Source organism: Aquimarina sp. MAR_2010_214 (assembly GCF_002846555.1).
Classification (GTDB): domain Bacteria; phylum Bacteroidota; class Bacteroidia; order Flavobacteriales; family Flavobacteriaceae; genus Aquimarina.
The window spans coordinates 1,346,481-1,372,138 of sequence record NZ_PJMS01000001.1 but is presented as its reverse complement, the minus strand read 5'-3'; the positions used below and the strand labels follow the sequence as shown (position 1 = coordinate 1,372,138).

Annotated in this window: 26 protein-coding genes and 1 tRNA gene; 22 read left to right on the top strand and 5 right to left on the bottom strand. The window is 32.1% G+C overall.

All coding sequences use genetic code 11. From position 1 onward, the window contains the following. Nucleotides 1-93: 93 nt before the first annotated feature. The 15 genes from ATE84_RS06055 to ATE84_RS05985 all read left to right on the top strand — a co-directional run bounded on the left by ATE84_RS06055 (nucleotide 94) and on the right by ATE84_RS05985 (nucleotide 12,404). Nucleotides 94-1,335 (top strand): site-specific integrase, encoded by a 1,242-nt coding sequence (locus ATE84_RS06055; RefSeq protein ID WP_101446726.1) that lies wholly within the window; start codon nucleotides 94-96, stop codon nucleotides 1,333-1,335. A gap of 239 nt (nucleotides 1,336-1,574) precedes the next feature. Next, complete coding sequence (locus ATE84_RS06050; protein WP_143273581.1) at nucleotides 1,575-2,399, top strand: hypothetical protein; 825 nt, start codon at nucleotides 1,575-1,577, stop codon at nucleotides 2,397-2,399. A 137-nt stretch (nucleotides 2,400-2,536) separates the two neighbouring features. Further along, complete coding sequence (locus ATE84_RS06045; RefSeq protein ID WP_101446723.1) at nucleotides 2,537-2,836, top strand: helix-turn-helix domain-containing protein; 300 nt, start codon at nucleotides 2,537-2,539, stop codon at nucleotides 2,834-2,836. After that, nucleotides 2,836-3,279 (top strand): helix-turn-helix domain-containing protein, encoded by a 444-nt coding sequence (locus tag ATE84_RS06040; protein ID WP_101446722.1) that lies wholly within the window; start codon nucleotides 2,836-2,838, stop codon nucleotides 3,277-3,279. Before ATE84_RS06045 ends, ATE84_RS06040 begins: the two co-directional genes overlap by 1 nt. Then, nucleotides 3,276-4,073: a hypothetical protein gene (locus tag ATE84_RS06035; RefSeq protein ID WP_101446721.1), complete on the top strand. Its 798-nt coding sequence runs from the start codon at nucleotides 3,276-3,278 to the stop codon at nucleotides 4,071-4,073. Before ATE84_RS06040 ends, ATE84_RS06035 begins: the two co-directional genes overlap by 4 nt. 217 nt (nucleotides 4,074-4,290) lie before the next feature. Continuing rightward, on the top strand, nucleotides 4,291-4,692 hold the full coding sequence (locus ATE84_RS06030) for a BfmA/BtgA family mobilization protein (protein WP_101446720.1): 402 nt from the start codon (nucleotides 4,291-4,293) through the stop codon (nucleotides 4,690-4,692). Continuing rightward, nucleotides 4,692-5,534, top strand: a complete 843-nt coding sequence (locus tag ATE84_RS06025; RefSeq protein WP_101446718.1) for a DUF5712 family protein — start codon at nucleotides 4,692-4,694, stop codon at nucleotides 5,532-5,534. The genes ATE84_RS06030 and ATE84_RS06025 overlap by 1 nt, the downstream gene beginning before the upstream one ends. Then, complete coding sequence (locus tag ATE84_RS06020; RefSeq protein WP_101446716.1) at nucleotides 5,531-7,201, top strand: type IV secretory system conjugative DNA transfer family protein; 1,671 nt, start codon at nucleotides 5,531-5,533, stop codon at nucleotides 7,199-7,201. The genes ATE84_RS06025 and ATE84_RS06020 overlap by 4 nt, the downstream gene beginning before the upstream one ends. A gap of 11 nt (nucleotides 7,202-7,212) precedes the next feature. Beyond that, on the top strand, nucleotides 7,213-7,503 hold the full coding sequence (locus ATE84_RS06015) for a hypothetical protein (RefSeq protein WP_101446714.1): 291 nt from the start codon (nucleotides 7,213-7,215) through the stop codon (nucleotides 7,501-7,503). Nucleotides 7,504-7,507: 4 nt separating this feature from the next. Beyond that, nucleotides 7,508-8,053: a conjugal transfer protein TraO gene (locus tag ATE84_RS06010; RefSeq protein ID WP_158237191.1), complete on the top strand. Its 546-nt coding sequence runs from the start codon at nucleotides 7,508-7,510 to the stop codon at nucleotides 8,051-8,053. Nucleotides 8,054-8,064: 11 nt separating this feature from the next. Continuing rightward, nucleotides 8,065-9,138 (top strand): TraQ conjugal transfer family protein, encoded by a 1,074-nt coding sequence (locus ATE84_RS06005; RefSeq protein ID WP_101446710.1) that lies wholly within the window; start codon nucleotides 8,065-8,067, stop codon nucleotides 9,136-9,138. Nucleotides 9,139-9,302: 164 nt separating this feature from the next. Beyond that, a complete protein-coding gene (locus tag ATE84_RS06000) occupies nucleotides 9,303-9,842 on the top strand; it encodes a metallophosphoesterase (protein ID WP_101446708.1) in 540 nt (179 codons plus the stop codon). 90 nt (nucleotides 9,843-9,932) lie between these two features. Beyond that, the gene (locus ATE84_RS05995; protein ID WP_101446706.1) at nucleotides 9,933-10,694 is read left to right on the top strand and encodes a hypothetical protein; all 762 of its coding nucleotides are present in this window, start codon (nucleotides 9,933-9,935) and stop codon (nucleotides 10,692-10,694) included. Further along, on the top strand, nucleotides 10,691-11,176 hold the full coding sequence (locus ATE84_RS05990; RefSeq protein ID WP_101446705.1) for a hypothetical protein: 486 nt from the start codon (nucleotides 10,691-10,693) through the stop codon (nucleotides 11,174-11,176). Before ATE84_RS05995 ends, ATE84_RS05990 begins: the two co-directional genes overlap by 4 nt. A gap of 310 nt (nucleotides 11,177-11,486) precedes the next feature. Continuing rightward, complete coding sequence (locus tag ATE84_RS05985) at nucleotides 11,487-12,404, top strand: Abi family protein (RefSeq protein ID WP_101446703.1); 918 nt, start codon at nucleotides 11,487-11,489, stop codon at nucleotides 12,402-12,404. Between the two features lie 159 nt (nucleotides 12,405-12,563). Here the strand turns inward: ATE84_RS05985 and ATE84_RS05980 are convergent, their stop codons facing one another. From ATE84_RS05980 to ATE84_RS05965, 4 genes are all read right to left on the bottom strand, one after another. After that, nucleotides 12,564-13,703, bottom strand: a complete 1,140-nt coding sequence (locus ATE84_RS05980; protein WP_101446702.1) for an HNH endonuclease — start codon at nucleotides 13,701-13,703, stop codon at nucleotides 12,564-12,566. 118 nt (nucleotides 13,704-13,821) lie between these two features. Next, the gene (locus tag ATE84_RS05975) at nucleotides 13,822-14,160 is read right to left on the bottom strand and encodes a DUF6527 family protein (protein ID WP_101446701.1); all 339 of its coding nucleotides are present in this window, start codon (nucleotides 14,158-14,160) and stop codon (nucleotides 13,822-13,824) included. Next, the gene (locus tag ATE84_RS05970) at nucleotides 14,157-15,530 is read right to left on the bottom strand and encodes a ThiF family adenylyltransferase (protein ID WP_101446699.1); all 1,374 of its coding nucleotides are present in this window, start codon (nucleotides 15,528-15,530) and stop codon (nucleotides 14,157-14,159) included. Before ATE84_RS05970 ends, ATE84_RS05975 begins: the two co-directional genes overlap by 4 nt. A 10-nt stretch (nucleotides 15,531-15,540) precedes the next feature. Further along, nucleotides 15,541-16,497 (bottom strand): multiubiquitin domain-containing protein, encoded by a 957-nt coding sequence (locus tag ATE84_RS05965; protein ID WP_158237190.1) that lies wholly within the window; start codon nucleotides 16,495-16,497, stop codon nucleotides 15,541-15,543. 587 nt (nucleotides 16,498-17,084) lie between these two features. Between ATE84_RS05965 and ATE84_RS05960 the strand changes: the two genes are divergently transcribed. Then, on the top strand, nucleotides 17,085-18,215 hold the full coding sequence (locus ATE84_RS05960; protein ID WP_101446697.1) for an ImmA/IrrE family metallo-endopeptidase: 1,131 nt from the start codon (nucleotides 17,085-17,087) through the stop codon (nucleotides 18,213-18,215). 130 nt (nucleotides 18,216-18,345) lie between these two features. Here ATE84_RS05960 and ATE84_RS05955 read toward each other — a convergent pair. Beyond that, a tRNA-Leu gene (locus ATE84_RS05955) sits at nucleotides 18,346-18,427 on the bottom strand. A gap of 147 nt (nucleotides 18,428-18,574) precedes the next feature. Between ATE84_RS05955 and ATE84_RS05950 the strand changes: the two genes are divergently transcribed. From ATE84_RS05950 to ATE84_RS05925, 6 genes are all read left to right on the top strand, one after another. Beyond that, entirely contained in the window at nucleotides 18,575-19,516 is a 942-nt protein-coding gene (locus ATE84_RS05950) for a ribose-phosphate pyrophosphokinase (protein ID WP_101446695.1), read from the top strand. 24 nt (nucleotides 19,517-19,540) lie between these two features. Continuing rightward, complete coding sequence (locus ATE84_RS05945; RefSeq protein ID WP_101446694.1) at nucleotides 19,541-20,173, top strand: 50S ribosomal protein L25/general stress protein Ctc; 633 nt, start codon at nucleotides 19,541-19,543, stop codon at nucleotides 20,171-20,173. A 267-nt stretch (nucleotides 20,174-20,440) separates the two neighbouring features. After that, nucleotides 20,441-21,007 carry an aminoacyl-tRNA hydrolase gene (pth, locus tag ATE84_RS05940; RefSeq protein WP_233195749.1) on the top strand — a complete coding sequence of 189 codons (567 nt, stop codon included), beginning with the start codon at nucleotides 20,441-20,443 and terminating at the stop codon, nucleotides 21,005-21,007. 165 nt (nucleotides 21,008-21,172) lie between these two features. Continuing rightward, complete coding sequence (locus ATE84_RS05935; protein WP_101446692.1) at nucleotides 21,173-22,105, top strand: bifunctional riboflavin kinase/FAD synthetase; 933 nt, start codon at nucleotides 21,173-21,175, stop codon at nucleotides 22,103-22,105. Further along, on the top strand, nucleotides 22,102-23,427 hold the full coding sequence (locus ATE84_RS05930) for an HTTM domain-containing protein (RefSeq protein WP_101446690.1): 1,326 nt from the start codon (nucleotides 22,102-22,104) through the stop codon (nucleotides 23,425-23,427). The genes ATE84_RS05935 and ATE84_RS05930 overlap by 4 nt, the downstream gene beginning before the upstream one ends. A 154-nt stretch (nucleotides 23,428-23,581) precedes the next feature. After that, a complete protein-coding gene (locus ATE84_RS05925) occupies nucleotides 23,582-25,483 on the top strand; it encodes a histidine kinase (RefSeq protein WP_101446689.1) in 1,902 nt (633 codons plus the stop codon). The last annotated feature ends 175 nt before the right edge of the window (nucleotides 25,484-25,658 follow it).

Sequence of the window (25,658 nt, the reverse complement as noted above, 5' to 3'; positions counted from 1 at the left end):
AAATAAATTAAAATCCAATTAAATCAATTTTTATTCAAAAAAGTTGCCCTTTTTGTTGCCCTATTTAGTATATTTATATCAAACTATACACTAATGCAAGTTTCATTTCATTTAAGAAAGGACAAAATCGGTAAAGCTGGGCTAGCTCCCATTAGGATGGTTATCGCGACCAATGGATTTAAAATCTTTAAAGCGGTAAAAGGCGTAAAATGTTCTGAAAGCAATTGGGATACTAGAAAAGAAAGAATAAAAGCTCAAAAAAGAAAAGAAGAATACAACAACTACATCGAATACAATAAGATCATTGATGAACTGGAAGCAAACATAAAGAAGCTTGATAGATATATTCTCCTGAATAATATCGTCCCTACAAAAGAATACATTTTAGAAAAACTTACTTCTGGTATCGAGAAAGTTGAGCTTACACACCTATTCTTCCCTTCCTTTGAAGAATTTATTGAGACCTGTAAATCAGTAAAAGTTCCACGGACTATTAAATCATATGCTACCACACGTAACTTTTTACAGGATTTTGAAATTTCTACTGGTTATAAACTGACCTTTGAATCCATTGACAACAACTTCTTTGAAAAAATACAGGATTATACATTTCTGATCCGAAAGAACAAGAATAGTTATTTAGCATTCATCATAAAAGTCCTAAACACATTTATGAAGTGGTCGCATGACAAAGAATATCACGACAATCTAAAGTTTAAAAAATTTAAAGTTAGAATAGATGAAACAGAGATTATCTACCTTACAATGGATGAGCTAATGACACTATATAATTTTGAATTCGAATCCAATAGATTAAGCCAAGTAAGAGATGTTTATTGTTTCAACTGTTTTACGGGATTACGGATAAGTGATACCAGCTCTCTTAAACCATCAAATATTAGTGATGATGCGATTACACTAACAATTCAGAAAACAAGAGCTAATAACACTCGAATTCCTTTAAATCGATTTTCTAAAGCTATTTTGGAGAAATACAAAGACACCATTTATGAACCTTTGCCTATCATCTCACAACAGAAGTTCAATAAATACATCAAAGAGTGTTGTGAAAAAGCAGAAATCAACACTCCTATAACAACAACAAGGTATGTTGGACAACAACGAATTGATAAGACAGTTCCTAAGCACAAGCTCATCACGAGTCATACAGCTCGTAAAACTTTTGTAACAAATAGCCTGGTGTTAGGTATGAAAGAAATGGTAGTGCGTAACATCACCGGTCACAAAAAAGAGGAAAGTTTTAGACGTTATGTAAAGATTGCTGAGGATCTAAAACGTAGTGAAATGGATAATACTTGGGATAAAATTAAGTGAATATAGTTAATTTGAAATGAATCAGCGTGAATCAGGGACATATGAATAAATCAGCTATTAAGGGCGAGAACACTTTACAAACAGATATTAATAGTATAATCTCTGAAGGACTTAAATTAGATATACTGGATCGTCTTTTTTTTCTTTTGAGAAAATCAGTTAGTTGCAAAATTAATCAAGAAAAAAAAAGTTTGCTTGATGAAAAAATCACGAGCCTTATAGTTAAAACCATTTTTAAAGTGAGAAAGATTTATCGTGTTGAGCATTGGGAACAGATTTATTTTAATAATCAACCATTACTACTTCATGACCCAAAATTTTTATCTGCATCCTTATTCATCATGACTCTCAATGAATGGAAAACTCAGTTTAGGAAAGACATTAAAAATTCCCATCTCAAAGGAACCGATGCTAGAAGTATTAGAGACATGGTTAAGACTTGTTTTGAGTTAGGGTTGGAAAGAAGCAATTACAATGAATTCTATTCATATTATGATAATTTAAATATTGACCATAATGGAATCAATAGATGGATATATGATGATTTTAAAATTTATAAAGAAGTCATAGATCAAGATTATTCAATAGTAACGTTAAAAGAAGCTCTCAAAAGGAGTAAAAATAAGAATCCTCTATACATTTCGAACAAGCTGTCTCAAAAAGCTCTAAAATTAGCTATGGAGACTTTTTGGACTGAATATATGCCCAAAGATTATAATAACACATTTTTTCGGTTATTTATACAACAATGCACAGTGTACAAAAAGAATGTTCCAGAGAGTTTTTATATTAAAGAAATATTTGATTTTCAAGAATACACAACAAATCTAACTATAGAGGAGCTCTCAGATTTCGTTGGACTCTTAAAGTTTTTTAGCAATGAATCTATTATCCTGAATTTGAATGCTAATAGGTTGTATGAAAATTTAATTAAATCATTTCCAGATATAAAACTCTTGATAGGTGATGTGACTTTTAGAACCAAGTTGTACAAGAAATCAGATTTTTCAAACGAAATCAAGTATGATTTGAAAACTATACTTGACAAATTGATTAATAAATAATTCCTTATTTTCATTAGTACTACTCATTTGCTCTGACAATTTTTTTCGTCAAATTTTTTCTACTCATTATTTATCCAAATTTGACCTGTTCAAACACCTAAACTATTTAAGGTGGTTTAATTTAAAAACAGTGTCATATGAGTTTCCAATTAATAACACATTCCAAAAAAGACCTAGAACGTATTGTAGAGGTTGTAATCGATAGATTGCGTAAGACAGAGTTTATACAACAAACTCCTATTAACCCTACAGAAGATCGACTATCACAAAAAGAAGCAGCCAAATTTCTTGGTATATCAGTAACAAGCCTTATAGCTTGGAAAAAGAAAGGTAAAGTGCCTTATTTTCAAATTGGTAGATCTGTGTTTTTTTCCAAATCACAACTTTTGAAACTTGCTCAAAAAAATCCAGGGCTAGTACAATCAAGTAGAAGGTAATGAATAGAGCATTCAAAGGAATATGGATACCTAAAGAAATCTGGCTTAGTAAAGACCTATCTATTCAGGAAAAAATATTCATTGTAGAAATTGATAGCCTTGAGGATCATGTAAAAGGTGGATGCTACGCTGGAAATAAATATTTCTCTGAATTCTTTGGCGTATCCGAGAGTAGAGTCTCAAATATAATTAAAACGCTTGTAAGCAAAAAAATGATCACTAGAAAAGTGGTTAGAACTCAGAATGGCTCTGTTAGATACCTTAATGTTTCGCACTACCTGAAAACTGTTATTGCGCACTCCCATAATCTAGCAGTCCGCACTTCGCACATACAGGATTCGCAAAGTGCGGAAAGTGACAATATAATAATACATAGTAATAATACATTTTCTTTTAAAAAGAAAAAATCAAAAATCATCAACGCAAATCCAAGAAAAAAATGAAAAATTCATTAGGACAAAGAGTAAAAGAAAAGTTTGGGTTGGAAACTCCCGAAGAAAAAAAAGAAAGAATTGCGCGACAAAGAAAAACTATAGAATACTTCGAAAAGCTTCATAATACACCAGAACCTATTAAAATTAAAAATATGACCTTACCCCTAGAGTGGCTTAAAAAAGAGTTCTATAAGGCTGCAAAAGCATATTACTTGAAAGAACGCAGAGCATTCATTGTAGATGATGAAAATCGACACATACTCGATATCCTTTGTCGCTATTTTGCAAATGATCCCTCATTTGAAGAAATAGTAGAAAATGGGCAATTACAAAAAGGTATCATGCTTGCTGGAAATTGTGGAGTTGGCAAAACTTCATTTTTTGAAATCATGCAAAGTATCGGAAAAGCACATAATATTCCACAATTATGGTTTACTAATGTCTCTTGTCTTACCATCACCACAAAATTTAATAAAGAAAACAAAAAAAATAATTCCGCAGGAGGTGGTGAAAGTGTAATTGAAAATTACTCAAAAGGCAAAGTATACTTTGATGATCTGGGCAGTGAAAGAATCGCGAACGACTTTGGTATTAGAAAGGAGCTCATGAGAGAGATTTTAGAAATGCGATATAATCGCTTTAAAGCTATCGGTACAAAGACTTTTTGCTCTACTAATCTTACTATTAAAGAACTCGTAAAAAAATATGATGGGGATGCTAAAGAAAATCATAAACGCATCGATGATCGTATCTACCACATGTTTAATGTGATTCCTCTTAATGGAGAGAGTCGTAGATTTTAATTTCCCTTTGATACCCAATTCTAAGAAACGGTGAGTGTGTTCTTATTTTAAGAACAGCAAGTAGGATTCATGCTAACGCAGTGAACCCAACTTGCTCTGCGAGGCTAATCAATGGGATATCAATCAATTAGAACAAGTTAAAATTTATAACGATTTATAAGATTCTTATAACATCTATGTAATGATCTGATTTTCAACATTAAAAATTATAAAACAGATGAAAAAGAGTATTGTGATTAATGAAAAACCCCATAAGGATTTGAGGAATCTTTCTGAAGAATTTAACCGTCCTATCGGAAAATTCACAGAAGATATGATACTGTTTTTCAAAAAAACAGGACAAGACCCTGCACTAATAAATGACAAAACTCCCTCTCAAATGATAAAGGTTATTGATCGTAGAATTGTCGGTTTTTTCAAAACACAAGAATCTGAAATTCTTTATCCGTTACAAGTGTCATTATCAGAATCTATTGAACAGAACACCTCTTTTTTCAAAGACTTAATTCAGAATCTCAACTCTATTTTTGGAAGAGTAAAAGAAAAAGATATTGAGCTAAAAAATGATCTATTAAAGATTAGTGAATCATTAGAACAATTGAACTCAAAATTAAGATAATGCCAGTTTGTATTATACATAAAACTACTGCTGACAGTAAAGGAAGTTGTTCTAAATATACCTTTTATCTAAATAAAGAAAATCAAGAACTCATTGCAGAGAAAAAGTATGATCGCCAACAATTCTTTTTTGATCAACATCAAAATAAACTATCCTCTACAACTGCTATGCAAAAGATCGATCAAAATACCAGAGGCAAAGGACTAACCAGAAAAGAAGATAAATATTTCACTGTTACATTGAATTTTAGCGAAAAAGAATTGAGCTATTTGGCAGAAAAGGCAACTGGTAGAAAAGGGATTGATAACGTAAACCAAATGAGTAAAAAAGAATTTGAAAAATATAATACTAACATCCGTGAGTATGCGAGAAACGCAATGAAAAACTATGCTTCAAATTTCCGAAACAATATCTCGAAAAACGACATTGTATACTTCGGAAAAACTGAGCACAAACGAAAGTACAAAGGCACAGAAAAAGAAGTCATCAATGGCAAAGCTAAAAGTGGGGAATTAAAACCTGGGCTACAAAGTCACGTACATATTGTTGTTAGCAGGTCTCATAAAGAAAAACGAATCCGATTAAGTCCGCACAGAAGTGCCAGGAACACTAATAATCATAAACTAAGAGGTAGAAATGTACCTAACGCAAGTTTTGACCGAATGCAATGGGTTATCAAAAATGAACAATCATTTGATAGGCAATTTAAATACGAAAGAAGCCTGAATGAGAAGTTTGAAGTACAATATGCTTTAAAGAATGGAACTCCTGAAGAAAAGATAAAATATAAAAGCCTAATACAAGAAAATAATTTAGATAAATCAAAAGAACTAGAATTATGAAAGACATCAATATAATTGAAGCATTAGGACACACTTTATTTTTTTTAATAAAAATCTGGACAGTATATAGCTGTTACCTATTCTGCAAATATTTTAAGATTCATTATGCCTTCGGAGTACTTATCTACTTTTTTCCTTTAGTTAACTTATTGGTCACAGTATTTCCCTTTTATTACTGGATCAATAAACTGGTTGCTAAAAAGAATATTGATAAAATTAATGATATTGAAGTTGCTGATTCTGAAAATAGTGATAACTCAGAAAGTTTAAGTTTTAAGACAGAAAAAGGAATCATAACAATTGATAACATCTATAGAAATATATATGTACAAGGTGGAGCTGGTGCAGGAAAATCGAAAAGCGTAATCGAACCAACAATCATTCAATCCGCAAAAAATGAAATGGCCGGTGTCTTTTATGATTTTAAAGCACCTTCCATGAGTGAAAAACTATTATACGAATATAAAGATTCAACTAAGGTAAGTACATTTTTTGTAGATTTTAAAGATCCTTCTAGAAGTAATAGAGTTAATCCGATTTCCCCAAAATACCTTCTCAAATCTGCCCATGCTTTTGAATTAAGTCAAACCCTTATTCAAAACCTTCTGCCAGAAACTATAAAGCAGAGAGAATATTTTGATAGGGAAGCTCAAAGTATTCTAACAGGCGTGATGTGGTATATGAGAAATAATCACCCAGAGTATTGCACCATACCACATATCATTAGCATGTTTTTACATGTCGATATAGAGAAAATTATAGAAATGGTAGGAACAGATACCGAAGCTTCTGGAATGATTTCTAGTTTGAGGCAAGCAATGGATCGTAAAGCTAATAAATTAGTAGCGAGTGTGATGTCAACACTTCAAAATGCTTTATCAACACTTAATAACCCTGAAATATTTTGGATTCTATCTGGGAATGATTTTTCATTAAACCTTAATGATCCCAGCGATCCAAAGTTTATGTGCATTGGTAATGACAGTACTTTATCAGCTACATATGCCCCAGTCATTTCCCTTATTCTATCTTCTACACTGCGGTTAATGAATCAAGAAGATAAATATAAGAGTACAATTATAATTGATGAAGCTCCTACAATTTTCATTCCTAGACTAACGGAATTTTTAGCCACAGCAAGATCCAATAAAATTTCTACAATCTATGCTGCACAGGATTATGGTCAAATCGAAGCTCAAAATGGAAAAGAGGCTGCTCAATCTATTCTTTCAAATTTAGGTACGCAAATTTATGGGCGAACCGCAAATGTAAAAACTGCAGAAATGATAAAATCTATTTTCAGTAAACAAGATAGAACTTTTGTAACCACTTCGCAGAATGATGGAAAATCTGGAGGATTAGCTTGGCAATTAGGAAGAAGTAAGAGCAAAGGACAAAATGAATCGATTCAGGAAAGAGATCGTGTTAAGGTTACTGATATTATGAATTTGGATAAAGGGGAATTCTATGGAATTGTAGCAGAAGGAACACCCCGAGAATTTTTAAAGACTAAGTTTTTGATTTCTGAACAACCTGAAATAAAACATACCTATAACATCAAAACTCCCGAAGAATATTTCAAACGTAATTACAACAACATCATCAATGAAGTTTTGGGCATTGCAGGTATAGACCAAAAAGAAGATGGCAATTTAATTAATTTCTAAAAATCAAAATTATGGAAACAAGTGAAAACAATTTATGGAACAAAACCGAAAACTGGTTTTTGAGTGATAAAATCTACCGATCATCTATCTCAATAATGATTGCAGTAACAATAGGGCTAGTATACCTATCAATAGAAAAGCTGAGAGGAAGGACATTAACTTTTAACGACAGTAATACCATTAATCTTATTGAACTAGAAAATGAGCATCTAAAAACAGAAATCAGACTTATGAAAAATGAAGTATTTAAAACTAATCTATTATTAAATCATTATGGAATCACAAGTAACAAACAAAATTAAGATCATGAAACAACAACATATAATTCTGCTTATTATGTTACTAGCATTTTGTACTGTAAGCGGTCAGTATTCAAATGAGGTAAGCGGTTTGATTGGCTATTCAAATAATGGCTATTCTGCTGCGGGTAATTTTCATTATTATCCAGATAAAAATATTGGACGATATTTTGAGATTGGGGGATATGCAGGCTTTCTCGAAGAAAAACAAACTGGATATGACATTCCAATAGAAGTGTATACTCTTAATGTAGGGTATTTCACAAATATACCTTTGATAAGTAATTACAGTAAGTCATTTCTCTTTTCTGTCGGAGTTGGTGGAGTTATAGGGAATGAATCTATTGATTTTTCAGAAATACAATTACAAGAACGAGAGTTTATAACTACGAAGGGAGGGGCTATTTATGGTGGTTATGGAGCTGCAGAAGCAGATGTCAAAATAACAAATCATCTTTCTGCTATAGCTAGATATACTCATTTTTACCATCCTGAAAGCGAGATAGGAAAAAACAAATTCATGATTGGGCTTGGACTTGCCTTTAAATTTTAAACTTTATAACAATGAAAAAAATAATCATCTTAGTTAGTATTGCTTTATCTATAATTTCTTGTGAAGAACTTGATGTAGATATTCAAAATTTAGAAAAAACAAATTTTACACTTACTACAAATACAGATCAAGAAACTCTTTTGATCAATCAAAGCATAGAACTTAATCTATCTATTACTATTGAAGAACCAGTAACAGAAGAGCTTAATTTCTCAATGAAATATTTTGACACTGGCGTTGAAGGTAAGCTTTCTATAAATGGTGTCGAATATGCCCAGGGAGAAATTATAAATAATATTTCAAACGGTATTATGAGTTTGAATTACCTAGGAACGTCAATAGGGGCTGGGAATCTAACCTTTCAAGTAACAGCTTCAAATGAAATTACCAAAGAGATTATTGTACCAATAACAGTTAATGAAACAGATTTTGAGTTTACAGTTCTTTTTGATAAAGAGAAAAACTACATTAATGAATCCACACCATTCAGTATAGATATTAAAACAAAAGGAACAGAAAACTTAACGTATAAAGTATACTTTAAAAATGTGGAAGGAGAAGTGAAATTGGATTCAGAAGATCAAGAAATACTTCAAAATAGAGAGTTTAACCTTTCTGAAGGGATAACTTTTGGAGAGTATGAGGGAACAAAGGCTCAAGATACTGATATAGAGTTTATAGCTGAAGCTTCTAATGGGGTTGTGAAATCTAAAGTAATCAATTTTGAAACATTACTTACGGATTTTGAGGTAGTAATGACTCCTGATCCTTTATCTGTACCATATCGTTGGGATTTAAGTTTTACTTATTTCATTAAACGTCCAGATAATTTGAAGCAAGAAATTGAATATTATTTACATATCACTTCGGTTGGATTAGGAGATTTAATGTATATCATTGACGGGAGTGAAGATCATATTCCTCAAGGATTTGAGTGGAATATTGGTAATAGAATTTCGAATGGGGGTTTACTAAAACAATTAGGGATGGTTTCTCCTCGAAAAGGGGTTGTTACATTTCATTTTAGAGATTCCAACGGAGCAACATATGAAAAATCAATAAATGTGGATTACTATGACTATTAGAGGTAATCAAAATAGTTAAGAATTTAGTATTAATCGAATTAAACTGCAAATTATATTGGCTTAGCTCGATCAAGCTTCGCAAAATTCCTGTTAAGGCCTATACAGGCACTTACCAGAAATCTTTGCTCGTTTCACTTCACTAAGCCAATATAATAATCAAAAAAATGAGCACTATATTTTTCACTTCTGATCATCATTTCGGACATAAAGGAATTATTAAACATGCCAAACGACCTTTTAAATCAGTGGAAGAAATGAATGAAACTATGATTCTTAAATGGAACGATAAAGTAAAAAAGAATGATATCGTCTATCATCTTGGTGATATTGGATTAATGGCATCTAGTAAGTTAGTTAAGATCTTAGAGAGGCTAAATGGAAAAATTCATTTAATCAAAGGAAATCATGATGATTTGAACCGAAATTGTAAAGATCGGTTTGAATGGATCAAAGACTATCACGAATTAAAGCTGTCTGATCCAGATTCAGCCAATAATCAACTTATTGTGATGATGCATTACCCATTAATGACCTGGAAAGGAAAACATAGTGGTTCTTACCATATTTTCGGGCACTCTCACGGGAAACTCAATAGCTTTAATAGAAAATCTGCTTTAGATGTTGGGGTTGATTGTCATGACTTTTATCCTATTTCTTACGAGGAGGTAATGTTAATAATGCAACAAAAGAGTAATGTTTTATAATAATATATGGATTTAGTGAGTTGATTTTATATCTTTTTTTGGATGAAATATATGTTTCGAATAAAACCATTTAACTTAAAAATTTTAAAGATGATCAATAAACTGGAAAACTTTTTCAAGAATGAATTAGCATACAAAAAGCTAGTAATAAAAAAACTTGGTTTTTGGCAAAGAATTTATCATAATTTGATTTTTTTGTATTTCGGAGTTTTTCTTTTCTCAATTTTACTGCTTAATTTTTTTCCAATTTTAGCAATAATCCTTTTATTAATAATTGTTGTAGACGCTAACTTGTTAATCAGAGATAAAAAGAAAGGGGTTTTATATAATTATTTTACCAAGCGTGATGCTATGATTGATAGAGCATTTGAAGATGGTAATAACGTCAAAATTGGAGATGATGGTTTATCTCTAAAGATTTTAAAACTTAGAGCAAAAAAAACAAAGAAATTCCTAAAGGAAAATAGCATTGATTTTAAACCCGATTTCATTATTAATAGTTTAAGACATAGAGAAGCTGTTAATGCTTCTTTTTTAGTTTTTGTTGTTGGTATACTGGTTGTTGCAATTTCTGTTTCTTTACTCGAATTTGTGAAAATTTACCTTAAAGTAGATTTCTTTACAGATATACTAGATAAAGTAAGAAAAGTTAAGGAAGGTGATCAAAGTGAGATTAATCAAATGAAATATTTATTAATGTTTTTGATAGCTATAGTTCTTATTATTCAGACATTTTTTTATTCAATCCCAGCTTTTTTTGCCAAACGATATCTAGAAATTAGATTTAAGAATACTAAACAACTTCAAGACCTTTTAGAATACATGGTTCTTGTTAAAAAGAAAAAGAAATGATCAAAAAATTCAGGCTGCAGAGAAAGACCAAAAAGAAACTCAATAAAGGTTTATGGTTGTATCCGACTGATAAAGATGGAAATTCCCTTAATGCCAGACCTACAAAAAATCAAAAAGATTATAGTGCATATAAAAAAGGTGAATTAAGAAATTTGTTTGACAAAAGGAATTCTAGAAAAGAGAGTAAAGAATTTTGGTCAAAACTTAATAAAGAGGTTTCTGTTTCTGATGAAGTACTGGAGGAATATGTAAATGATATTTTTGCAGAAGAATATAGAGTATCTTCATACAGGACATTGTTAGAAGCAAAAGATAATCCAAAAGCAATTATTGCATACTATAATTTCATCAATGCATATAATTTACAAGATAATGGAGAGAGTTCATTTGGCAATATTTGTTGTATGTCTGTAGACAGTGCAATAGATTTATTACGTGAAGAACAAAAAATTAAAAAGAAAGCTCGAAAAAAGCGTAGATAAATTTAAGAGCACAAAAATTTAGCAGACACTATCTGTTAAATTCACAAGAAGAAGCAAAGAGCAAACAAATATTGTCACAAAAACATACTACTTTTGTGACAATATGAATGTTCACAATACATAGAAAAACAAGATTACCTTCCTCTGCTATAGAAAAATATTGTTAAAAAAGACAGAAAAAAGATATAAAAACTATATATTTGCAGTAACAGTACACACCACGCTACCCATTAGAACAGCGTCCCAGGGTGTGTCTTTTGCTTTATAAACCTTTCTGTTTTCAGAATTACACACCTATTTTACGGCTAAAATGTTTCAAAAAAAACCAACTACAATACAGGAACAAATTCAAAAACTTAAAGATAGAGGTCTAAAAATAGCTCCTGAAGATAAAGCAGATCATTATCTTTCTCACATAAGCTATTACCGATTAGGTGAATATTGGCATTCTATGCAATATGATAAAGAGCAACACCTTTTTAAAGAAAATAGCCGTTTTTCTGATGTTATTGCACTTTATAGTTTTGACAGAGAATTGCGTATTTTACTTTTTGATGTTATTGAAAAAATAGAGATAAGTCTTAGAACTAAACTTATTTATCACCTATCGCATGAATCAGATCCTTGGTGGTTTGCAAACGAACAGTTATTCAAAAATAAGTATGAGTTAGAAAAAACCTTAGCTAATTTAAAAAGAGAACTTTCTCGATCTAAAGACCCAACTATAAAAAATCACAGAAAAAAATATGGAGATGATTTACGCTTTCCTCCTGCTTGGAAATCCTTAGAGCAAACTAGCTTTGGTGCTTTATCAAAATTATATGGAAACCTTAAAAACACTATAGAATCTAAAGATAAGATTGCAGAAGAATACGGAGTAGTAAATCATACATTTCTACCTAGTTGGTTACAATCTATAGCTCAAATACGCAACTACTGTGCACATCATTCAAGACTTTGGAACAGGAATCTACCTGGAGCTCCAAAACTATTACCAAAACCTCCTAATCCATGGATACTTGAAACACAAAATATACCCAAGCAGCACGAGTTCCTGAAATTATACGTACATCTTTGTTTAATGAAATATTTGCTCAATACGGTACAGCCAGGTAACACGTTTACAAACAAATTGGATACATTGTTTCAAAAATATCCTAATGTTGATCCAGGTGCTTTAGGAATGAAACCCAACTGGCAGAATGAACCTTTATGGGATATTTTTTAGTATACTATTACTTCTCTCAGATCTATTTTGAGCGTTTTGCTTATAATTCTTGATTCAAATATAAGTTCCTGAAGTCTAAACACCTCCCTCATCGTGTATTAAAGTAAACCCTCATTTTTGGTTATGGTTCCTAATTATCACATACTGTGTCAACTAATTTTATTTTGGTTTATCCTCTCTTAAATACGCTACTGAGTTTTGTTTGTGCAACATAAATTTTGCAAAATCTAAACTGACTTGTTCTAAGAATTTATTCTTTGCTTCTTCGCTAATGAGAACTCCTTCCGATTCTTTTTCAAACACCTTTACTGCATTCCTGATAATTTTATCTATTTCCCTATGATCGTGAAGCTTATTCGATATTTTACGAACCCTGTCAATCCTACTTCTAACCTTATTTATGTTAAAAGGTTTTTGTTTTAAAATCTCTATAATGTCATTTTTTACTAGGGTAAGTTTAGTCACATTTTCTTTAGAGGTTTGCGAAACCACATCGAAGACATAGTCCAGATCCACAGGTGCGTCCTTGTAATTTTCGTTTAGAAGCACAATAAAACTATGTGTATCAAATAATTCCACATAAGCGTAAAGGACACCCTCTTTTGGATCCCCGATAATTTTTATCACGTGAGGAACCTCTTTGATTCCTGCAGCATATACCCTTTCTTCAGGATGATAAAGCCACACAATATTTAATTCTTTTGTCCCTTTTAAATATGGTAACAGATGTTTTATGTCATCTCTTCCCCCACCTTTGTGAATAAAAAAATTAACAGCAATTTTAACTATAGCCTTTAATACTTCAGGACCTCCTATATGCACTTTAAGATTCACTGCTTGATCGAAGTATTCTCTTTTGTGCTCTGTAGAAGCTAATGCCTTCTCGACATCTATTTCAGGATATGTTCTTTTATACCCCTCCAGAACCTTTCTTAACTCTTTTTCTGAATTAGCATGTATTTCAATTTCACCATTTTTCAGGTCTTCTATAATGGTAGGCTTTGAAAGCACCGGTGGTTTTCCCGGAGGAAGTTTAAACTCCTCCTGAGTACGCAATCCAACCCCTTTTTCGGATTGAGGTTCTCCCCTATCTCTGGTGATCATTAATAGATTTGCGAATGCATTGGTAGTTTTAGCCAGGGCTGCGTCCCATTTTTCACCAAAATAAGAATTGCATTCTTTACAGAGTAAATCTCTAGAAGTTAGTCTTCCTCCGCAAGCATTTGGAATAATATGTTCCAGGGATTGATTTTCCCGATTAATTTCTTCAGTACAGTTGTAGCAACGTATATTATTCATTTAAAATTTCTACTATTATTAATTACCCCATACCCAGAGCTATTCTGGATATGGGGTAATTATTAATTTACGTTGCTTCTAAGTTAATAAAAATATTTCACAAACAATTTAAAACAAACTACTTAGTCCAAATAATCTTTCGATTCCTTAACCAAAAATGGCTTTTACAATTTTTAGTACGCCATACAGAAGGATAAATAGAAAAATCATTTTTATCCATTCTTATCTCCCAACAAGGTTCGGCATCTTGCATCAAATTAAGCATTATTCTCTCATTACAACCACAAGGGCACTTTAACAAAGCGTACCAATAATCTTCTTTTGAAGGATCTCCTTCAAGATAAAGTGTTCGATCAAGAATATTTTCCGGTAATTCAGAAACTATTTTCAAATGATAAACTTCTTCATTTACCTGTTTAGTAAATAAACTTCCTAACCATCTAAAAAACTTTCTCATATAGATATATTCTTTAGATCGGGTTCTAAATTCCCTACTCCAATATACTTGTTATCCAACATTGATGTACTTAATTCAGTAGACGAAATATTTATATCCCAATCGGTAAGATTAAAACAGGTATGAGAATATTTACTGTTATTACCATATCTAAAAGGATGTAGCCTATTAAGCATTTCATTTACTCCAAGTGAAGCATAAATCATGTTTACACTTATTACAGCTGGACTATCTACCTCTATATTATCAAAATAAACTTGTCTATTTTGATGCTCTTCTGGAGAGATTCTTTCCAAACTTTCTGCTGACAGCTGATCAATTGTAAATACTTTTCTCTCTATAAGAGTTTGAGATCCTGGGTAAACATAATGTATGTTTCCATTAATCGAATCAATACCACCTTCACCATCTGCAACGAGTTTAACACCAATATCGACTAACGGAATTAGGTAATAAGTAGACATTAGGTTTAAAACATACCTCCCTTCTATAGAATCTAGGCAACCAAATATTACATCACAGCTTGCCAATTCATCCATTGCTTCCCTACTCTCCTGCAGTAAAACTGGACAAACAGTTACCTTAGTATTTAAACCGATATTTTCAATATACTCTTTTAAAACATCTACCTTGTATCGACCATTTTTAGCATCCTGTAACGTAGTACCAATAATTCTATTCAAGTTTTTTTCTTCAACAATATCAGAATCGATTAAAACTAATTCTCCTACTCCAAGTCTTACTAATTGTTCAATAACTGGACTTCCAGTACCCGAACAGCCAATAACTGCAACTTTCAAATTACTTAACAAATCGGTTGTTTTTTTTCCGAATGTTTGTTCGTTTCTTTTAAAAGCTCTGCTCAGCTGAATACATTTGGTATGCTTCTCAAAAACTTCAATATTTTCTCCAATTATTGATATTTTTTTAATCGGCTGAAAACTTAGATCTTCTGCTATTAGCCTGCCTTTTAAAGAACCATCAGGAAACATAATTACACTAGCATGAGGCAACGGTGTATCTGTCCAACCATAAACACTTTCAAAAAAAGTTGTATCAGAAATGTCATCTAAATCTGAGAAATCAGTTGCAAATCTAGGATGAGAATGTAATTTTATTATTCCAAATCCTTTGGTTCTCGCTTTCTCCAAAATATCCTCTACATATTCAGTTTTCCAGCGAATAGAATCAACTTTTCGATCACATTTATCATAAGGCATAAGAAACAATTCATGAACAAACAACCAATTGTCTTTACCAAAATTTAGCCTCCCACAAACTGCAAATGCAAGGGCTTCCAAACCATCTCCTGGATGGAGATGGCTCTTTAGCTCTTGATGCATCTTGCTTGTTAATTTAATATGCATCATAATACTGATTTTAACGTTTATTAAATTCAGCTATCAAACAATGCATCATCAGATCTAAATGAGATTCGAAATTATCAATTTCGGGATGCCAAGGATTATATTGTGTCCTGTGCCTCGACCAACGCTGATAATTTTTACCTTCTATTGACTGATTTACCAATTGCCCAATCTGTTTACCATCTTTCCTATGCAAAGGAGGGGTAAAGTAAACCATATCTAAGGCGGTTCTGGGATAATGAGGAGGAATCATAATCGCCACATCGGCTGTATTTACATTATATCCCTCTGGCAAAGCATAATCCCTAAGCATGATCCAGCAAACATTCCCTTCTTTTAATATATCAACTTTATTTGATAGTGAGTTCAAGAACTCACTATCATCTGCAGGTATATCAAAATCCGTTTTCTGAATAAATCCTTCTGTGCAATCCAGAGGTTCGCAAACAAACCTTTCAACTCCACATTCGGTAACATCGATGACATCATCTGGCTTAACTATTACTTTACCGTTTTTAGTGAACATCCTAAGCCTATAATTCTTAGGATCTTTATCTACCAATTCCAATATTTCACGACCAGTAATCTTTTCTTTTTCAATGATATATTTTTTACCATTAATTTTGATAAGATATTTGTATGTTATTATCGGTTTTACTCCTTCACAAAAACAATTTTCTAAATCAATAGTTTCTTGTTTGTAAGGACGTATGATAAACCTTTCGATACCGCACTCTGTTAGATCGATTTTGATATCAGGTCCCACAAGTGTTTTTCCTTTATTGGTGACCATCCTAATAAAATGTGTATTAGGATCTGTACCAGCTAGTTCATGTAAGGTATTACCTGTTATTACTTGCTCTTTAGAGGAATATCTTCCCTCATTTATGTCGAATATATATTCGTATGCGATCGCTGGTTTTACCCCACTGCAAAAGCATTTTCTTAAATCTGTCTTTTGTATGGACATGTTCTTAAAATTTAAAATTATAAAATATTTTTTCTCCAAATTCTTCATAAAACCCTTAAAAATGGAGATAATCATCGCAAAGATGTTCAACCTATTTTTTATATAGAAATAGATTAAAAAAAAGGAAAATCAGTACTTACTTCGCGTAATATTTTATATTAAAAAGATTAATAGATAATCAAACAAAAGCTAGGTGAATTTGGTATTCCTGAAAAGAATATATACCTTTGTAGTCCGAATTACAATAGGTTTGACTCAGGATTACGCAATCCAAAATCAAATTTTCTAAAATACCAAAATCAGATAGCTTGCTGTCTGATTTTTTTTGTTTATACAGATATCTACTATCTGAACAAATACAAAGATAAGAAAAATATCAATACCTGAAAAACAAATATTACCAAACAGGTAAAATATAAAATATAGTTCATAACTCATTCGGTTAAAAACGTTAAATAATTTGCAAATTTTACCAAAAAGGTTATATTTACATGAATCTTATTTTAAGAATTGTTTACTGAACCTTAATAACAGGTAATCAAACTTCCTGATATAGAAAACCATCTTTATTCGGCAAGACACTCTCTATGACAAAGACAACTTCTGATTTTAAAAGTCCTGGACAAGCACTCAGGCATTTTTTAGCTCTAAATGGATGGACTCAAGAAGATTTAGCGCACATCCTCTCTGTTTCTTTGAAACACACCAATGAATTAATAAAAGACAAAAAATCAATATCAATTGATATAGCCAGACTTCTTGAAAAAGTTTTTGAATGGAATGCTTATGATTGGGTAATGTTAGACACAAACTTTCAACTCTCTAAAAAGGTTGAACAAAAAAAAGAACAGTTTGTTGAGCGTAAAGCTGAAGTTTATAAATATTTACCAATTAATGAATTAATCAAAAAAGGCTGGTTAAAACCCTACAAAGACTCGAAAGAACTAGACAAACAGCTTCAATCATTCTGGGGTTTATCCGACAATAATGAGATTGACCTTTCATTTCTTCTAAATTCGAAATCTGTACAACTTGAATATAGAACATCTGAATCATACAAAGGTCAGTTCAAAGAATTTAATGCGCTAATTTGGCACCAAAAAGCACTTACTCATTCTAAAAAAATCAAGGCAGAAGTATTTAATAAAAAAAAGCTAGAAGTATTAATGTCTGAATTACATCAATATACGATTCAAACAAATGGTGTTAGTAAATTCTTGAATGAACTGACTAAATCTGGGGTTAAGTTTTGCTTTTTATCTCACTTATCCAAAACATATCTTGATGGTGCAGCATTTTTATCCGAAATAAATCCTGTTATAGCACTAACAGGAAGATACGATAGAGTAGATAATTTTTGGTTCACAATTGCACATGAAATCAGCCATGTTTATGCTCATTTGACTAATAAAAAAGCTAAAGACACTATCTTTATAGATGACACATCTAGTGCCATAAATGAAATTTCTAAAAAAGAGGAGGAAGCAAATGATATGGCAGAGAAAATGTTACTTAAAGATGAGATTTTTGAATACTTCAATAATGACTTCGGTTATATTACCGATGACAAAGTAAGAGAGTTTTCAAGAACACATAAATTACATCCATCAATTGTAGTTGGTATATTAGCCTTCAATAAAAAAGTATCATATTCTACTTTACACAGGTTTAAAGAATCTATAAGAGATAAAATTCCTAATAAGTATAGGGCAGAGTAAACAAAATAAACCCTTTACCTTACTTAATATAAATGTAAGACAATGAAGGTTTTTAACTCAAAAGTTGCCCTATTCGTTGCCCTTAAAAACAACAAAACCCTGATAAACAATTGTTTATCAGGGCTTCTAGTACTCGAGGTGGGAATCGAACCCACACGACCGAAGTCACTGGATTTTGAATCCAGCGCGTCTACCAATTCCGCCACTCGAGCATATTCGGATGGCAAAATTAGCAAAATATTTCTTCCTAGCCATTAAATTAAGTAACAAAATAAAGGTCAGAGTGAAAATAAATTTCTAAATTTGCACCTTGTTTTCAGAAAAAAGTTTTAACTCATTACAATACAACATTTTACCCTATGTCAACTGCAGTTACAGAAGCAAAATTTTTTACATGTAGTCAAAGTACCGAACTTGCAGAAAAAATAGCTGCTGCCTATGGTGCTAAACTAGGTAGAGTTATTACATCAACCTATAGTGATGGTGAGTTTCAACCTTCTTTTGAAGAATCTGTAAGAGGATCCAGAGTTTTTATTATTGGATCAACACATCCAAATTCTGATCATCTTATGGAAATGTTATTAATGCTTGATGCTGCCAAAAGAGCTTCTGCAAGACATATTACTGCAGTAATGCCTTATTATGGATGGGCTCGTCAAGACAGAAAAGATAAACCAAGGGTTCCGATTGCTGCAAAATTAATTGCAAAAATGCTTGAAACTGCAGGAGCGACAAGAATCATTACAATGGATCTGCATGCAGATCAAATTCAGGGGTTCTTTGAAAAGCCAGTAGATCATTTATTTGCTTCTACTATTTTCTTGCCTTATCTACAATCGTTAAATCTGACCGACCTTACGATCGCTTCACCAGATATGGGAGGATCAAAAAGAGCCTATGCCTATTCTAAAGCATTAACTAGTGATGTAGTAATATGCTATAAACAAAGAGCAAAAGCCAATGTAATTTCACATATGGAACTCATTGGAGATGTTACCGGAAAAAATGTAGTATTAGTTGATGATATGGTTGACACTGCCGGCACATTAACCAAAGCAGCAGATCTTATGATCGAAAGAGGAGCAAAAAGTGTTAGAGCTATTTGTACACATCCTATTCTTTCGGGTAATGCTTATGAGCGATTAGAAAACTCAAAATTAGAAGAATTAATTGTAACCGATTCTATTCCTCTAAAACAAGAAAGTAGTAAAATCAGAGTTGTAAGCTGTGCAAATTTATTTGCAGATGTTATGAACAAAGTTCATAAAAACGAGTCGATCAGCTCTAACTTTATAATGTAAATACTAATTAATAAATTTTTAAAAATGAAATCATTAACAATCAACGCATCTCAAAGAGAAAGCGTAGGCAAGAAAGCAACAAAAGCCTTACGTAATGCTGGACAGGTACCTTGTGTTATTTACGGTGGAGACACTATTGTACACTTTGCAGCACCAGAAATTGCTTTCAAAAACTTAGTGTATACTCCAGACGTTCATACCGTGGTAATAGCGTTGGATAATGGTACAAAAGTAAATGCTATTCTACAGGATATCCAATTTCACCCTGTAACCGATAAAATTTTACATATCGATTTTATTGAAATCTTCGATGATAAACCTATTACTATGGAGATTCCTTTCAGAACTATAGGAAATTCTCGTGGGGTTCTTAATGGAGGTGTGCTACGTTTTAACTTAAGACGTATCAAAGTAAAAGGTCTTGCAACTAATCTTCCAGACCTTATCGAAGGAGATATCACCAACCTAAAAATCGGAAATAAGTTAACCATTACCGATATAGCAAGTGATGATTATACTATCCTACATCCAGATAATACTGTTATCTGTATGATTAAGACATCTCGTACAGCGGTTGAAGACGAAGAAGAAGAAGAAACTGAAGGTGCAGCCGAGGGTGCAACCGAAGGTGCAGAAGCTCCTGCAGCAGAAGCATAATCTTACAGTTTTAATATAATATAAAAGCATTCTGAATTGAATTCAGAATGCTTTTTTTATTTTTATGAAAATTTTCGGGGCGTATCCCACACGCTTTGGCGTGTAGGTCGGGCTATATGCTGTATCTTTTTTATACTATTCTGAGTACTAGTTCAGAATAGTATAAAAAAGGATGCCGCTCCTATCCCTTACGCAAATAAAAACAACATGTTTTCGATAATTAAAAAATTATTTTCTAAACAACCCCATGAAAATCAAGAAGATCTCATGAAAAAATTTCTTGTTGCCGGTCTTGGTAATATTGGTCCTAAATATCACAATACCCGCCATAATATTGGTTTTAAAATACTAGATGCCTTGGCCAAAGAAGAAGATCTAACTTTCGAAACCAAAAAACTAGGCGACCTTACTATGTACAAACACAAAGGAAGAACCATTATACTTCTCAAACCCAACACCTATATGAACCTTAGCGGAAAAGCAGTTCGATATTGGTTAGAGAAAGAAAAAATACCTTTAGAAAACCTTTTGGTTGTTACCGATGATATCAATCTTTCTTTTGGTACTATCCGACTCAAATCAAAAGGTAGTGCTGGGGGTCATAATGGACTTAAAGATATCGAAGTTCAATTACAAACTTCTAAATATTGTAGATTTAGATTTGGAGTTGGTGATGAATTTGGCAAAGGCAGGCAAGTAGATTATGTACTTGGAGAGTGGAATCCCGAAGAAGAGTCTGCTATACCAGAACGATTAGAAAAAGGAATCGCTTTGATTAAATCTTTTGCTACCGCAGGAACATCAAATACAATGAATAGCTTTAACGGAAAATAAAGAAATGTCTCACAACTATTTTTTATTTTTACAATTGCTTAAAATCTTACTTCTCAAAATGAGTTATAATAATCATATTAACACCTACCTATCCAACAATAGACGGGTTATACTATTCATTAACGAATTCTATCTGACAGTTGAAATCAAATCAAAAATGAACAGATGAAACGTTATACAAATGCAAAGACATACGATAGCCAAACACATTCTGTAGTTACCATAGGTACTTTTGATGGTGTACATATTGGTCACAAAAAAATAATAGAACGCCTGATTGAAAATGCTAAAAAAAATAACCTAGAGTCGGTTATTCTTACGTTTTTTCCACATCCCAGAATGGTATTACAACAGGATTCTGATATTAAACTGATCAACACTATTGATGAGCGTATCCAAATATTAGAAAAGACCGGGCTTGACAATCTGGTTATTCATCCGTTTACCAAGGAATTCTCTCGTCTAAACGCAGGAGAATATGTACAACAAATGCTTATTGATTGCCTTAAATCAAAACATATTATTATAGGATATGATCATCGATTTGGACGTAATCGTAATTCTAATATCACAGATCTTGCTTCTTATGGTGTACAGTATGATTTTACAGTAGAAGAAATTTCTAAACAAGATCTTGATGATGTTGCCGTAAGTTCTACCAAAATCAGAAAAGCACTATTTGAAGGCAATATTACTAAAGCAAATGCATACCTTGGGTATTACTTTATGTTAACCGGTAAAGTAGTAAAAGGAAAAAAACTCGGACGTAAACTTAACTATCCGACGGCTAATCTACATATTGAAGAAGATTACAAACTAATTCCAAAAAATGGAGTTTATATTGTAAAATCATTTATTGATAGCAAAACCTATTTTGGGATGATGAATATCGGCACAAATCCTACGGTAAATGGTACCCACCAAACGATAGAAACTCATTTCTTTGACACTTCTTTTAATTTATATGGTAAAAAGATTCAAATAGAAATGATAAAACGAATCAGAGACGAGAAAAAATTTGATTCCCTAGAACAGTTGCAAGATGCCATGCAACAAGATGAGGAATTTTCTCGTGATTTTATAAACTCTTTAGTATGATCAATCGTTGGCTATTCACACATATAGATAATAGCTCCCTTATTATTTTTAGAGTGTTTTTTGGATTCCTGATCGCTGCAGAAGCTATTGGAGCCATTTTTACAGGCTGGGTTACTCGCACTCTTGTTGAACCCAAATTCACCTTCAATTTTATTGGTTTAGATTTTTTACAACCCTTACCTGGTAATGGTATGTATTATTATTTTGCTGTAATGGGGATTTTTGGCCTGTTGGTAATGATTGGTTTTAAATATCGATGGAGTATGATTAGCTATACCATATTATGGGCAGGAGTTTATTTTATGCAAAAAGCATCTTATAACAACCATTACTATCTCTTATTACTACTTTGCATACTAATGTGTACGTTACCCGCAGGGAATTATTTCTCGGTAGATGTAAAACGAAATCCATTACTCAAAAAAATTGCGATGCCCAGATGGTGTGTATTGGTCATTATTGCTCAACTATGGATTGTATATACCTATGCATCGGTAGCCAAACTATATCCAGACTGGCTAGATTTTACTGTTGCCAAAAACTTGATGGCTGGTAAAGCAAATTACCCTATTGTAGGAGAAATTCTTCAGGAGCGTTGGGCACATGTTTTTATTGCGTATTACGGTATTTTATTTGATTTATTAATTGTTCCATTGTTACTATGGAAGAGAACTCGACTAGCTGCTTTTTGTTTTAGTGTGTTTTTCCATATTTTTAATTCTATTGTTTTTCAAATAGGGATATTTCCATATTTATCATTGGCTTTTACTGTCTTTTTCTTTTCAAGAGAACGGATACATCATTTGTTTATGAAAAAAAAGGAATTTTATAACGAGGGAGAAATAATTATACCTTCGTATCGTAAATTTCTAATTCCGGTAATTACACTCTGGTTTATTATTCAAATCCTACTTCCCATTCGACACTGGACTATTCCGGGAGATGTATTATGGACAGAAGAAGGTCATCGAATGAGTTGGCGTATGATGCTAAGAGGTAGATATGGTACTACAAATTTTTATGTTGTAGATAAAAATGATCCTAAAGCACTACAGAAATTAATAAACAAAAATGATTACCTCTCTAAAAAACAATTGCGATTAGTCTCTTCAAAACCCGATGCAATGTGGCAATTTGCGCAAAGACTCAAAACAGAATATGCAACCAAAGAAAAAGATATTGCCATCTATGTTCATAGCAAAGTATCAATCAATGGCAAAAAATATCAAACTCTTATCGACCCAAAGGTTGACTTAGCGAATGCTTCATGGAATTATTTTACTACGAATCCATGGATTCTCAAATATGAAGAAAAAGAATAAAAAGAGCTAAAATTAAGTTATTTTTCAGCACCTATGGCTCTTCATTATAAAACCTTATGTAGTTTTGTATAGTTTAAAATCAGGGAAATACGATTTTAATTCGAAATTATACACTCTAATTTGTATCTAATTTCGACTCACAAAAACCATTGCAATGTATCAATATTTAGTAAGAGGGATCTTTGGCATATTCATATTGTCTTCGATTTCTTTATATAGTCAGGAAAATAGGGAACTTATTACTTTTACCTCTTTTGGTATCACCCCTAATACCGTGGATCCCGAACTGTATCAAGAACTTAAGAATAGCAAAAACATCACCACAACATTACAGTTAATTGAAGAAATATCTCAAATCCACAAACAATCTGGGAATACAGATTCTATTATTTATTATGGGGATCTTTTAAAAACAGAAGCATTAGCAGAAAGTATATCTAACCAACCATTATATCTCTCTAAAGCCAACTACATTATTGGCTGGGGGAAGCTAAAAAACGGACTCTATGATGAAGCAATGAAACATTTTCTTGAGGGTATTTCTAACTCTCCTGTTTCAGAAATGCCAATAATGCACTACAAGCATCAACTCGGGCTAGGTCTTGTATATCTCGAACAAAAAAAACATGATATTGCTTTTCCTATTTTTGAAGCTTGTATCCTAGAATCTAAGAATAAGGAAACGATAACACTTGCCAAAAAATTCTTAGGTGATATTTACTTTGATCGACAAAATACCGAAAAGGCTTCATCGTATTACTTAGATGTTCTTGAAAATATTCCTACCCAAACTCCCAACAAAATTCGCATGGAAACACAAATAAATTTGGGTAGAATAGAACTTTTTCATGATCGAACTATTAAAGCAATGGAGTATTTGGTTCCTGTAAAAGAAGAAGCACAAGAAAACCATTTTTATGATCTATATATAGATGCTGTATACCATATCGGTCGGGTTTATTATAAACTAGAACAATACGACTCTGCAGAAATGGTACTAACCTCTGCTTATACAAATGCAGTACGATGGAACAGGCTAGAATTGCAAAGAAAAGTTATCAATATGCTAAAGGGTCTGTATGCAAGTCGCGGAAATTATAAAAACGCATATGCATTAATGACCCAATATGTAGATGTTTCTAATAAAATTATCACAAAGCAAAACAAAAAAATTGTAAAAGAATTAGAAATTAAATATCAGACACTTCAAAAAGAAAAAGAGATATTATCGCTTAAAGAGGAACAATTATTAAAAGAAAGTGAACTTAATAGACAACGCACTATCAAAAAAGCGTTTTTGATTGGTTTTCTTGCTGTACTATTACCAGTAGTAGGTTTATTATTTATGTATTTTCAGAAATTAAAGACTCAAATAGCGCTTAACAAATCTCAGGAAGAAGTAAATACTCAAAAAGTATATGGGTTGATGAAAGATCAGGAACTAAACCTCATCAAAGCCACCATGGAAGGACAGGATAAAGAAAGACAACGCCTGGCACGAGAGCTACACGATAGTGTTGGAGGTAATCTGGCAAGTATCAAATTGCAACTTTCTAACTCAGACAAAACCAATGACCAGGAAGCAAGTATTATTAAACAAGTAGATGAAACCTATAATCAGGTAAGAGATTTTTCTCATAACCTTATCCCTAAAAAGTTTCAAAAAAACCCAATTACTTCATTGATAAAAGAATACATCAATAATGTGATCAATGGTAGTGGTCAGCAAATATCATTTCACCCATATCCCAAAAATCAAGTCAATCAAATTAGCCCGACGCTTACTGAAGAATTATTTAAAATTATACAAGAACTATTAACTAACTGTCTTAAACATGCTAAAGCCAAAAATATTGATATCTATCTCAATCATCACGATGATTCGATACAACTACTTTTTGAGGACGATGGAGTAGGTTTTGAAAGTGGAAAAGCGGTTGATGGAATTGGGTTTAAAAATATAAAGACCCGTTTGAATACTCTATCTGGAAATATGTTTATAGACTCTGTAATTCAAAGAGGTACAGTCATTAATATTGAAGTACCTGTTGCATAAATTTTTATGTTAAAAAAAAGGTTTAAATAAATTTCTTAAAATTCACTACAGAACTATAACCTACAAACCTCACTTTTCTTTAAATTTGCTGCTTCAATGCGATAGGGATAGTAGTGGCATCCCCTGAACTTGTTTCAGGGATATAACGAATAGCCCGGTAATCGCCCAAAAAAGA

What these genes read in the sequence shown, in the direction of transcription:
- ATE84_RS06055 (WP_101446726.1), top strand. Translation starts at nt 94, where the DNA reads ATGCAAGTTTCATTTCATTTAAGAAAGGACAAAATCGGTAAAGCTGGG.
- ATE84_RS06045 (WP_101446723.1), top strand. Translation starts at nt 2,537, where the DNA reads ATGAGTTTCCAATTAATAACACATTCCAAAAAAGACCTAGAACGTATT.
- ATE84_RS06040 (WP_101446722.1), top strand. Translation starts at nt 2,836, where the DNA reads ATGAATAGAGCATTCAAAGGAATATGGATACCTAAAGAAATCTGGCTT.
- ATE84_RS06035 (WP_101446721.1), top strand. Translation starts at nt 3,276, where the DNA reads ATGAAAAATTCATTAGGACAAAGAGTAAAAGAAAAGTTTGGGTTGGAA.
- ATE84_RS06030 (WP_101446720.1), top strand. Translation starts at nt 4,291, where the DNA reads ATGAAAAAGAGTATTGTGATTAATGAAAAACCCCATAAGGATTTGAGG.
- ATE84_RS06025 (WP_101446718.1), top strand. Translation starts at nt 4,692, where the DNA reads ATGCCAGTTTGTATTATACATAAAACTACTGCTGACAGTAAAGGAAGT.
- ATE84_RS06020 (WP_101446716.1), top strand. Translation starts at nt 5,531, where the DNA reads ATGAAAGACATCAATATAATTGAAGCATTAGGACACACTTTATTTTTT.
- ATE84_RS06015 (WP_101446714.1), top strand. Translation starts at nt 7,213, where the DNA reads ATGGAAACAAGTGAAAACAATTTATGGAACAAAACCGAAAACTGGTTT.
- ATE84_RS06010 (WP_158237191.1), top strand. Translation starts at nt 7,508, where the DNA reads ATGAAACAACAACATATAATTCTGCTTATTATGTTACTAGCATTTTGT.
- ATE84_RS06005 (WP_101446710.1), top strand. Translation starts at nt 8,065, where the DNA reads ATGAAAAAAATAATCATCTTAGTTAGTATTGCTTTATCTATAATTTCT.
- ATE84_RS06000 (WP_101446708.1), top strand. Translation starts at nt 9,303, where the DNA reads ATGAGCACTATATTTTTCACTTCTGATCATCATTTCGGACATAAAGGA.
- ATE84_RS05995 (WP_101446706.1), top strand. Translation starts at nt 9,933, where the DNA reads ATGATCAATAAACTGGAAAACTTTTTCAAGAATGAATTAGCATACAAA.
- ATE84_RS05990 (WP_101446705.1), top strand. Translation starts at nt 10,691, where the DNA reads ATGATCAAAAAATTCAGGCTGCAGAGAAAGACCAAAAAGAAACTCAAT.
- ATE84_RS05985 (WP_101446703.1), top strand. Translation starts at nt 11,487, where the DNA reads ATGTTTCAAAAAAAACCAACTACAATACAGGAACAAATTCAAAAACTT.
- ATE84_RS05980 (WP_101446702.1), bottom strand. Translation starts at nt 13,703, where the DNA reads ATGAATAATATACGTTGCTACAACTGTACTGAAGAAATTAATCGGGAA.
- ATE84_RS05975 (WP_101446701.1), bottom strand. Translation starts at nt 14,160, where the DNA reads ATGAGAAAGTTTTTTAGATGGTTAGGAAGTTTATTTACTAAACAGGTA.
- ATE84_RS05970 (WP_101446699.1), bottom strand. Translation starts at nt 15,530, where the DNA reads ATGATGCATATTAAATTAACAAGCAAGATGCATCAAGAGCTAAAGAGC.
- ATE84_RS05965 (WP_158237190.1), bottom strand. Translation starts at nt 16,497, where the DNA reads ATGTCCATACAAAAGACAGATTTAAGAAAATGCTTTTGCAGTGGGGTA.
- ATE84_RS05960 (WP_101446697.1), top strand. Translation starts at nt 17,085, where the DNA reads ATGACAAAGACAACTTCTGATTTTAAAAGTCCTGGACAAGCACTCAGG.
- ATE84_RS05950 (WP_101446695.1), top strand. Translation starts at nt 18,575, where the DNA reads ATGTCAACTGCAGTTACAGAAGCAAAATTTTTTACATGTAGTCAAAGT.
- ATE84_RS05945 (WP_101446694.1), top strand. Translation starts at nt 19,541, where the DNA reads ATGAAATCATTAACAATCAACGCATCTCAAAGAGAAAGCGTAGGCAAG.
- pth (WP_233195749.1), top strand. Translation starts at nt 20,441, where the DNA reads ATGAAAAAATTTCTTGTTGCCGGTCTTGGTAATATTGGTCCTAAATAT.
- ATE84_RS05935 (WP_101446692.1), top strand. Translation starts at nt 21,173, where the DNA reads ATGAAACGTTATACAAATGCAAAGACATACGATAGCCAAACACATTCT.
- ATE84_RS05930 (WP_101446690.1), top strand. Translation starts at nt 22,102, where the DNA reads ATGATCAATCGTTGGCTATTCACACATATAGATAATAGCTCCCTTATT.
- ATE84_RS05925 (WP_101446689.1), top strand. Translation starts at nt 23,582, where the DNA reads ATGTATCAATATTTAGTAAGAGGGATCTTTGGCATATTCATATTGTCT.